The sequence below is a fragment of the Granulicella tundricola MP5ACTX9 genome (assembly GCF_000178975.2).
Lineage (GTDB): Bacteria > Acidobacteriota > Terriglobia > Terriglobales > Acidobacteriaceae > Edaphobacter > Edaphobacter tundricola.
This window is the reverse complement of record NC_015065.1, coordinates 290756-300292: the sequence shown is the minus strand read 5'-3', so window position 1 is coordinate 300292 and position 9537 is coordinate 290756. Positions and strand designations below refer to the sequence as shown.

The window sequence follows — 9537 nt, the reverse complement described above, 5'->3', positions numbered from 1 at the left end:
TCCACTACCTCTATCGTGGAGGCACAGTCAGTCTCCGTTCAGGTGCGCTTTGACCCAGCAGCCCGTCTCCTCCTCTCCGCGCGTCGCCTCTCTCCTGCTCGCAGCCCTCGCCCTGCTCACGGCCTCGAGCCTCCGCGCACAAACTCCCGCCACCCCCGCCCAATATACAAAGTGGCGCACCCAGATCAGGCAAGCCCTCTTCATCCCCGCCACCCTCCCATCCGTCGAGCCCCAAAGCTTCGGCACCTTCTCTCCCACACCCGGCGTCATCGCGGAGCGTGTCACCTACGCCACCCTCTACGGCATGAGAGTTCCCGCCATCGTCTACCGCCCAGAGAAGCCCTCAGGCAAAAGCGCCCCGGCATAGTCATCGTCAACGGCCACATGGGCGATAAAACCACCTGGTACGCCTTCTACTCCGGCATCCTCTACGCGAAAGCCGGAGCCGTCGTCGTCACTTATGACCCCATCGGTGAAGACGAGCGCGTCCTCACCCGAGCCTCAGACGCCCGGGCCCATGACATCGTCATCCCCGGCCCCCAGATGCCCGCCCGCCTCGGCGGCCAGATGATCACAGACATCCTCCAGTCCACCTCGTACCTGGCCCAGCGCCCGGACGTCGACGCATCCCGCATCGCCGTCCTCGCATACTCCATGGGCTCCTTCCACGCCTCCATCGCCGGCGCAATAGACCCCCACATCCACGCCCTCATCCTCTCCGGCGGCGGCAATCTCGACGGCCCCGGTGGCTACTGGGACTCATCCCCCAAGCTCATGTGCCAGGCCGGCCCCTACCATGCACTTGAGTTCCTCGGAGATCGCGGCGCAATCCTCTACGCCCTCAATGCCAACCGCGGAGCCACCCTCGTCATGAACGGCACTGCCGATAGCCTCATCACATCGCACCACACAGAGCAGCCCTTCTTCGACGACCTCCACCATCGCACCGAGCTCATCACCGGCCCCAACCCCAACCTCTTCCAGCAAGTCTGGTTCCCGGACGCAGGCCATCGCCCCAGCTTCGTCACCAAACCCGCCGCCCTCTTCCTCCAGCGCCAACTCCACTTTTCTAACTGGACCGAAGCCTCCATCGAAGCCACCCCCATCATCACCATCCACGCCTGGTCTGACAAAACCGGAGCCCAGGTCGGTGCACCCTTCCAGAAGGAAGCCTCTGAGTGGGGCGTCCCTGCACTCGACGCAGACGTCCCCGCCATCCCCCGAGCCGACCTCCAAACCGTCCCGGACGCCCTCTGGCAGCAGCACAAAGACGACTACACCTGGACCTCATGGTCCACCCACGCCCAGGCAGCCGCCCAGTGACCACTCAACCTCGTGTGCCCCATCCTCATCGACAGTCTCATCGTCGATTAGGGTGGGCATCGGCGAAGCCGACCTTTCCAGAGAACTAACCGAGCAAAATTCTTCAGGTCCAGTCCAGCCCCACGACTGACCTCCACCACAAGCCCAGGCAACCCGATAGGACTCCATGCCCAACCAGAACAGACGCGACCTCCTGAAATTCAGCGGTGCAGGCCTGGCCGCAGCCCTGGGCACCTCAGCCCCATCCTTCGCAGCACCCGCACCCACCAAACCCAACCAGCACACCTTCGACATCCGCGCCTTCGGAGCCATAGGCGACGGTAAAACCCTCGACACCCCAGCTATCAACCGGGCCATCGAAGCCGCGGCAGCCGCAGGCGGAGGCACAGTCCTCGTCTCCCCCGGCACCTACCTCTGCTTCTCCATCCACCTCAAAAGCAACGTCGATCTCTACCTCTCGCAAGGCTCCACCATCATCGCCGCCGACGGCCCCATCAACCCCGGCGACACCGCCGGTTACAACGGCGGCAAATACGACGCACCCGAACCCAAAACCGCTTGGGACGCCTACCAGGACTTCGGCCACAACCACTGGCACAACTCGCTTATGTGGGGTGAAGATCTCCACAATCTCTCCATCACTGGCTCTGGCCTCCTCTGGGGACGAGGCCTCAACCCCGGCCACGGCAACCACGTCCTCCCGGACGGCGTCGGCAACAAGACCATCGCGCTCAAGAACTGCCGCAACGTCATCTTCCGCGACTTCTCCATCCTCAAAGGCGGCCACTTCGGCCTGCTCCTCACCGCCGTCGATAACTGCACCGTGGACAATCTCAAGATCGATACCGACCGCGACGGCATAGACATCGACTGCTGCAAAAACGTCCGCGTCTCCAACTGCACCGTCAACTCGCCGGAAGACGACGCCATCTGCCCCAAAAGTTCCTTCGCCCTCGGCTACGCCCGCTCCACCGACAACGTCACCATCACCAACTGCTACACCACCGGCAAGTACGAGATCGGCAGCCTGCTCGACGGCACCTTCAAGATCGGCAAACTAGCCAACAACAAGGCCGCCACCGGCCGCATCAAGTGCGGAACCGAGTCGAACGGCGGCTTCCGCAACATCACCATCTCCAACTGCGTCTGTGAAGGCGCACGCGGCATCGCGCTTGAAAGCTCGGACGGAGCTTTGCTGGAAGACATCGCCATCTCCAACATCACCATGCGCGAATGCACCGTCTCTCCGCTCTACGTCCGCCTCAACGCCCGCATGAGGGCCCCGGCCGGCACCAAAGTCGGCACCATGCGCCGCATCTACATCAACAACCTCATCAGCTATAACTCCACCTCGGTCCAGCCCGGCATCCTCGCCGGCATCCCCAGCAACCTCATTGAGGATGTCAACCTCTCCAACATCTACTTCCACCAGGTCGGCGGCGGAGACCGCAAACTAGCCGAAACGATCCCGGACCAGGGCCTCAAGGACTACCCCGATCCCACCCGGATGGGAGGCCTGCCCTCCCACGGGCTCTTCCTTCGCAACATCACCCGCCTGGACGTCTCGCACATCGAGTTCGCCCTCGCCACCCCGGACCAGCGCCCCGCCATCTGGGCAGAGAACATCCAGGGCATGGACCTCTTCCGCATCAAGACCCCACATACCTCCGGCCCCAACTACGTCCTCCGCCAGGTCTCCGACTTCACCCTCAGCGGCAGCCGAGGAACCAGGGACTCATCCTTTGAGAAGATCTCAGACCGCATCCTCTAAAGGGTGCCCTACCTCAAAACATAAGCCTTCACCGGCGGCCCAATCGCATCCGGCACCTTCTCCTCCTGCAGCGGAACCGCCCCCCCAAGCCCAGTCCCCGTCACATTCCGAGTACTCAGCAGCGGCCCCGCAAAGCCCGTAACCTTCACGTCATGGATCACAGCGTGATGGATATTCGCCAGCCTGATCCCCTTGCCGCATGTGCCCGTCACGTTCGTCAGGGAGAAACCCTCCAGCGGCTTCCGTGGGTGGATCGACGCCCCATCCACCAGCACCGGAACATCCTTCACCCGAATATTACTGAAGTGAAAGTTGCGGATCGTCGGAATGCCGTCATCGCCCGGCACTGGATCAGGGTCCTGCAGCCCGCTGTTCAGAATGTTGAACCGCAGAAAGCCCTGCTGCGCGCCAGACACCTCAAGGTCATTCATATAAATGTCCTCAATGAACGCTCCCCGCCCCGGCCTGCTCTTGATATAGATCGCAAACGTACGCGCCCCCAGGCACTTGCAATGCTCGACATGCACATTGCGTATCCCCCCTGACGTCTCACTCCCAATCCCGATGCACGCCCAGACCGCGTCGTTGAACGTGCAGTTCGAGATATGAATATCCTCACAGACCACGCCAATCGTATTCCCCTCCATGCCCCGCCCGCTTTTAAGAGAAATACAATCGTCCCGCGTTACAAACTCACACCCATCGATCACCACGCCCTTGCAGGAGTCCACATCGATCCCATCCGCCCCGCTATGCACCGTCACATTCCGAAACGTCACATTCTCGCAGTACACCGGATGGGTAGACCACATATCGTTGCCCTGCGTAAACACGTCCTGCACCAGGACGTTCCTGCAATGCGTAAACTCCATCAGCGCAGGATTCCTCATAATGTCCCGCCGCGCAACATTCGTAGGCCCGTCTGGATTAGGAGCAGTCCCCGCAGCAGGCCGCGTATAAACCATGGGCGACCCATCCGCATGCACCACCCGCCCCTTGATCGCCGGACTCGCAACGATCTTTCCCTTGCCGATGATGGTGACGTTCTCCCCATCCTGAGCAGAGATAAAGGCGCTATAGCCCTTGATCCACCGCCCCTCCCAGCGAACCTGGGTAAACGGATAATCACCAATATCAGGCGAGCCGTTCAGGCTTGCGCCCTCCTCGATCCGCAGCACCGTATTGGAGTGAATCCGCAGCGCACCCGTCAGGTACTCACCCGCAGGCACAAGTACCTCCCCGCCCCCCAGAACGCTGCATCGGTCCAGCGCCAGTTGCATCGCAACAGTATCCTTCGTACTGCCATCCCCGGTAGCCCCCAGGTCCCTCACGTTGACCTGAACATCGCTCTTCGGCTTCTGGGTCGGTGCAGGGGCCACCGCCTTCTTCCTACCCGTCTGTGCATAAACACTCGCCGGGAGGACAGCAGTCAGCGGCAGAGCCACCAATCCCTGCATCGCACCACGCAAAAAACTCCGCCGTTGCTCATCATGTTCCGGCATCACTCACCCAGCCTTTCAAACTCGCGTTGCTATCCTCGCAGATAGAAACACTTTCGAAAAGCTAGAGTGCGATCCCCTTTAGAAACAGTCTCCAAACCTCACAGTCACAAAGACCGCTTACCGCCAAACATAAGTCGCCACATCCCCAGCATTCAGCGTCGCACTGAAGCTCTTGTGATGAAACTCAACAGAAAATGCCTGCTGCTCTTTCCCAGGATTAGCCACAATCAGCACCATACCCTTGTCAGGCGTAGAGAACGCGACATTAGGCAGCACACCCGCAACCGAACTCCCAGACTCAACCCGCACCGATCCCGGCCGCACAAACTTTGAGGCGTGCGCCAACGTGTAAAAGGCCAGATTCCGAGTGACTTGGTCGCCGTCCAGCGTGATCGCCCCCTGGCAGATCGGGCAGCCGCCATTCGGCGTATGCGGCCCGTTATCCGGATCAGCCGCAAGATTCCAGAGCAGCACATTCCTGCTCCAGTTACGCGGCGCCCCAACGATCAGGTGACTCACCGTATCCGCAACTCGCAACGGCTTCGTCGCATCCTTCTGGATCACCATCTGCTCCGTGAAATAGAGGTCCTTGCTCGGGTATGCGTCATGCACCTTGCTCATGGCATCGATCGTTCCCTCATACAGATGAAAGCCAGACCCCTTCGCATACTGGCTCGCCTTCGGGTCCGCCAGTGCTGTCAGCGGATACTCCGGATCGTCGCAGTTATGGTCGTAGAGGATCACATCGGTCTTGAGTCCCGCCTTATGCAGGGCCGGCCCCAAGGCATCCGCAAGAAACGTCTTCTGCTCGTCCGCAGTCATCACCATGCTGGGAGTGTTCTTGGGGTTCCGAGGCTCGTTCTGCATCGTGATCGCTTTGATCGTGATCCCTTCAGCCGCCATCGCGTGCAGGTACTTCACAAAGTACTGGGCATAGACCTCATAGTCCTCAGGCTTCAGACTCCCACCCTTGGGCAGCTCATTCGTCTTCATCCAGGAGGGCGCAGTCCAGGGACTCGCCAGGATCGCAATCTTCGGATCGATCGCAAGAATCTCCTTCAGCACCGGCACGACGTCCTGCAGGTCCGGTCCCAACCCGAACTTCGCCAGCATCGGATCGGTCTCCCCCGCAGGCAGGTCGTCATAGGTAAAGACTCGTTCGTTCATATCCGAAGCGCCGATACTGACCCGCAGATACGAGACGCCGATAGCGCTCCCCTTGACCCCAAACAACTCCTGCAGCAGCTCCGTCCGCTTCGCCGGCTGCATCTTCATCAGCAGCTCCGCACTCCCGCCAGTCAGCGCATAGCCGAAGCCGTCCATCTGCTGAAAACGCTTCGTGTCATCCACCTGGATCACGGTGCCGCTCCCCGCGCCCGCGACGAACTTCAACTCAGGGCTCTGCCTCGCAAGCAGAGCCGTCCGATCGGAGTTGGTCAGCCATACATCGACGTCCGGTTTGGTCTGAGCATGTGCAACAGAGGAACTGAACAAGACAAGCGCGGTACAAGCAAAAAGTGAGTGGCGAATCATAACAATCTCCGATAGAACAGTGCTGAAACGGCGGACAGCCAGAACGAAGAAGAACTCTGGATACTACTGATAGAAGAATGGACTAAGACAACCGTTTGTCTCAGTCTTGCTACGGATGCGCCAAACGGTCACAGTTTCCCGTCCCACAAAGCTAACTCAGCCTTCTGTGGATGGTCCACCACGCCGCTATGAACATCCAGAATCATCGTCTTCCGGTTCCCAGTCTCGTACTCCGGCCACTCCGGCAGACCAGCCGCAACAGGGGCTCCACCGCGAATGAAAGACGCCCACGCACTCTGCATCGTTACAGCCAGCGCACTCTCATCCGCATCATTGCCGATCCCCGGGTGCGGCTTATCCCACACCAACCCCACATCCAGCGAGTGATACGCAAAGTTCGCAAGCCGGCCTCTCGCCTCTGCAAAATCCAGACGATACATCCAGGCCTTTCCGCCTGCCTTCACATGAGCATCGGCAACCCTCACCGACGGAATCCAGTACTCCTCAGCAGTCAGCGCCCGGATTCGAAGTTGATCGTCCGTCATCTCCGGATAAAGCCGCTTGTACTGAGCATAGATCCCTACAAACTCCTTCTGCGGCATGTTGCCAAGCTCCGCCGCACTAGCATCGTGCCCAGGATGCGGCCCTACAAACAGCGCACTCTCATCGCGGTTGGTGCCGATCAACAGCCGCTTGCCCTTGCATGAGCCTGCATCAATCGCCTGGATAGGAAGACGTGGCACCAGGGTCCCGTCAATCTCCGGCCGCAGCGGAAAGTGTTGCGGCCACTCCGCAATCATCTTCTCCTGCGCAACCAGCAGCAGATCGCTCGATGCCGTCAGCAGATCCCGATCCGTAAGCCCACTGCTCGCACGCCACTTCTCCGCAAAGCCGCTCCCGATACTCTGCGCCACCGCATGAGGCCACACACGTTCCGCCCCGCCGCTCTCTGAGATCATCTGGCTGAACAACGGACGAGCAGCCGGAATCCCCATTAGGATATCGGTCAGCTTAGCCCCAGCCGATTCCCCTCCCACCGTAACCCGCCCAGGATCGCCCCCAAAGTCCGCAACGTGCGCCTGCACCCAGGACAAAGCCGCCATCAAATCACGCAACCCGTTATTGGCGCTCCCCGCATACTCGCGCCCCAGCATCGGCTCGACATCAAGAAAGCCCAACACGCCCAGCCGATAGCCAACCGTGATGCAGATCACCCCCTGCTGCGCCAGCATCGTGCCGTCATACACCGGCTCAAACGCATGCCCGCCCGTGAAGCCTCCACCATGGATCCAGACATACACCGGGAACGGCCCCTTACCCTGCGGCGCCCAGAGATTCAGATAAAGACAGTCTTCACTATGCGTAACGCCCTGCTCCCGTGGCTGCGGAGCCGACGCACCAAAGCGCGTCGCATCCCGCTCCCCCGTCCAGGCAAGAGCCTTGGCTGGCGCACGAAACCGAAGATCCCCAACCGGCGGCGCAGCAAACGGCACGCCACGAAAGACGCGCACCCCCTGCCCACACTCTCCCACCAGCGTTCCCAACCCAGTCTTCACCACCGCGGAACACTCAGCGCCCAACGCAAACGCACGGCGGCCCCACAAGCCGACTGCTGCACACGCACCATGAGTCAAGAGTCTCCGCCGAGACAACAAGCCATGTTCCATCATCGTTGTTCCCCTCGGCTTCCGGTCACTGAGCTCTCCGTAACCGTCAATATCTGGTCAGCCTTCACATGCGTAAGAACCTGCTTGATTCCCGTAGGCCAACTCAATTCGATGCGATCAACCACCGTCGCATCGCCCAGCCCAAAATGAACACGCTTGTCGCTCGACGAGTTATAACCAACGGTAGTCGTCGCCTGGTTGTACTGGCTGCCGTGGCTGGACGTAATCGTCACCTTCGTCCCCAGCCCATCGCGGTTATCCTTAACCCCCACCAGCTTCAACATAAGCCAATGATTCTGCGTAACCGTGTGATTCATCAAGATCTCAGGCGAGCCATTCAGCACAGTAACGGCAATATCCACTCGCCCATCATTATTGAAGTCCCCAAACGCCGCCCCCCGATGCGCCGCAGCCACGCTAAAACCCCCGCCGGCACTCGCGCTCACATCCGCAAACCGCAGGTTGCCAAGGTTGCGATAAAGGCTGTTCGGCAGCAGAAACGGCCGATGTTCCACCTCGAGCGAATTATCCAAAATGGCCGAGTTAGCAGTAAACAAATCCTTATACCCATCGTTATCGAAGTCATACGCCCCAACCCCCCACGCGGTCATGCGGCTCGTCGGCGCAGTCAGGCCGGAAGAGCTCGTCGCATCGTCAAACTGCTTCTCCCCAAGATTCTTATAAAGCGGAAACGAATCCCCAAACATCGCCGTATGGAAGATGTCAGGCCTGCCATCGTTATCCAGATCACGAAACTCCGCACCCATCCCCGCGACGGTCCTGCCCATCTCGTTATATGCAACGCCCGCGTTCAACGCTTCATCCGTGAAGGTCCCATCACCATTGTTATGCAGCAGCAGATTAGGAAAGGTGTCGTTCGAGACAAAGATATCCATGCGCCCATCGCCATCATAATCCGCAAAGGCAACACCCATGCCCTTATTGGTATAGTCCGCAATGTGCGACGGGATCGAGACGTCGGTAAAGGTGCCATCCCCGTTGTTCTTGTAAAGGATATTGGGCAGCCCCTTGAAGTCATCCGGCGAGCAGAAGGTAATGATCTTGTGCTCACTGCAACTGGCCGCGGTCTTGATGTCGTAGTTCAGATAGTTGACGACCAGCAGATCCAGCAATCCATCGTTGTTGTAATCGAACCACCCCGCCGTAACCGCCCAAGACTTACCAACCCCCGCGACATTCCCCAACACACCCGCCTTAGCCGTCACATCGGTAAAGGTGCCGTTCCCGTTGTTATGAAGAAGCTGGTTATGGTTGACGCCCGTCACATAAAGATCTTCATACCCATCATGATCAAAGTCCCCCGCCGCAACGCCCATCGAGTAACCAAGCCCCGCGACACCGGCCTTCACCGTCACATCGGTAAACGTACCATCCCCATTATTGTGAAACAGCCGATTTGAGAAGCTCGCATCCGTCTTCTCCAGAGAAGGGATCGCCGCGCCATTCGTAAAGAAGAGATCCAGCAGCCCGTCATTGTCGTAGTCGAACGCAGCCACACCACCCGTCATCGTCTCGATCGAGTACCGCTGCGGGCTGATGCTGCTCTTCAGGATGAAATCAATCTTGGACTGCTTGAGGGTATTTTCAAAGGTGATGGAAGGAACCTTATCTGGCATGGCTGAGCGCGGCGGAGACTGCGCCAGAACACTGCCACTGAGGACAATGCAGACGACGCCCCACAAACAAGATGTGCTTACTCGCTGCACTAGATCGACCATCA

7 protein-coding genes are annotated in these 9537 nt (G+C 59.5%); 3 read left to right on the top strand and 4 right to left on the bottom strand.

The window, feature by feature from the left end:
- Positions 1 to 49 precede the first annotated feature (49 nt).
- From ACIX9_RS25485 to ACIX9_RS21420, 3 genes are all read left to right on the top strand, one after another.
- Positions 50 to 367, top strand: a complete 318-nt coding sequence (locus ACIX9_RS25485) for a hypothetical protein (RefSeq protein ID WP_049789481.1) — start codon at positions 50 to 52, stop codon at positions 365 to 367.
- Positions 368 to 384: 17 nt separating this feature from the next.
- Positions 385 to 1323 (top strand): alpha/beta hydrolase family protein, encoded by a 939-nt coding sequence (locus ACIX9_RS21425; protein ID WP_049789480.1) that lies wholly within the window; start codon positions 385 to 387, stop codon positions 1321 to 1323.
- Between the two features lie 166 nt (positions 1324 to 1489).
- Entirely contained in the window at positions 1490 to 3094 is a 1605-nt protein-coding gene (locus tag ACIX9_RS21420) for a rhamnogalacturonidase (RefSeq protein WP_013582284.1), read from the top strand.
- Between the two features lie 8 nt (positions 3095 to 3102).
- On the opposite strand, the gene ACIX9_RS21415 is transcribed toward ACIX9_RS21420, so the two are convergent.
- From ACIX9_RS21415 to ACIX9_RS21400, 4 genes are all read right to left on the bottom strand, one after another.
- Positions 3103 to 4596, bottom strand: a complete 1494-nt coding sequence (locus tag ACIX9_RS21415; protein ID WP_041598106.1) for a glycoside hydrolase family 28 protein — start codon at positions 4594 to 4596, stop codon at positions 3103 to 3105.
- A 117-nt stretch (positions 4597 to 4713) separates the two neighbouring features.
- Complete coding sequence (locus ACIX9_RS21410; protein ID WP_013582282.1) at positions 4714 to 6129, bottom strand: glycoside hydrolase family 30 protein; 1416 nt, start codon at positions 6127 to 6129, stop codon at positions 4714 to 4716.
- 128 nt (positions 6130 to 6257) lie between these two features.
- Entirely contained in the window at positions 6258 to 7763 is a 1506-nt protein-coding gene (locus ACIX9_RS21405) for a carboxylesterase/lipase family protein (RefSeq protein WP_232298925.1), read from the bottom strand.
- Positions 7764 to 7795: 32 nt separating this feature from the next.
- On the bottom strand, positions 7796 to 9433 hold the full coding sequence (locus ACIX9_RS21400; protein ID WP_232298919.1) for a CRTAC1 family protein: 1638 nt from the start codon (positions 9431 to 9433) through the stop codon (positions 7796 to 7798).
- Between the last annotated feature and the right edge of the window lie 104 nt (positions 9434 to 9537).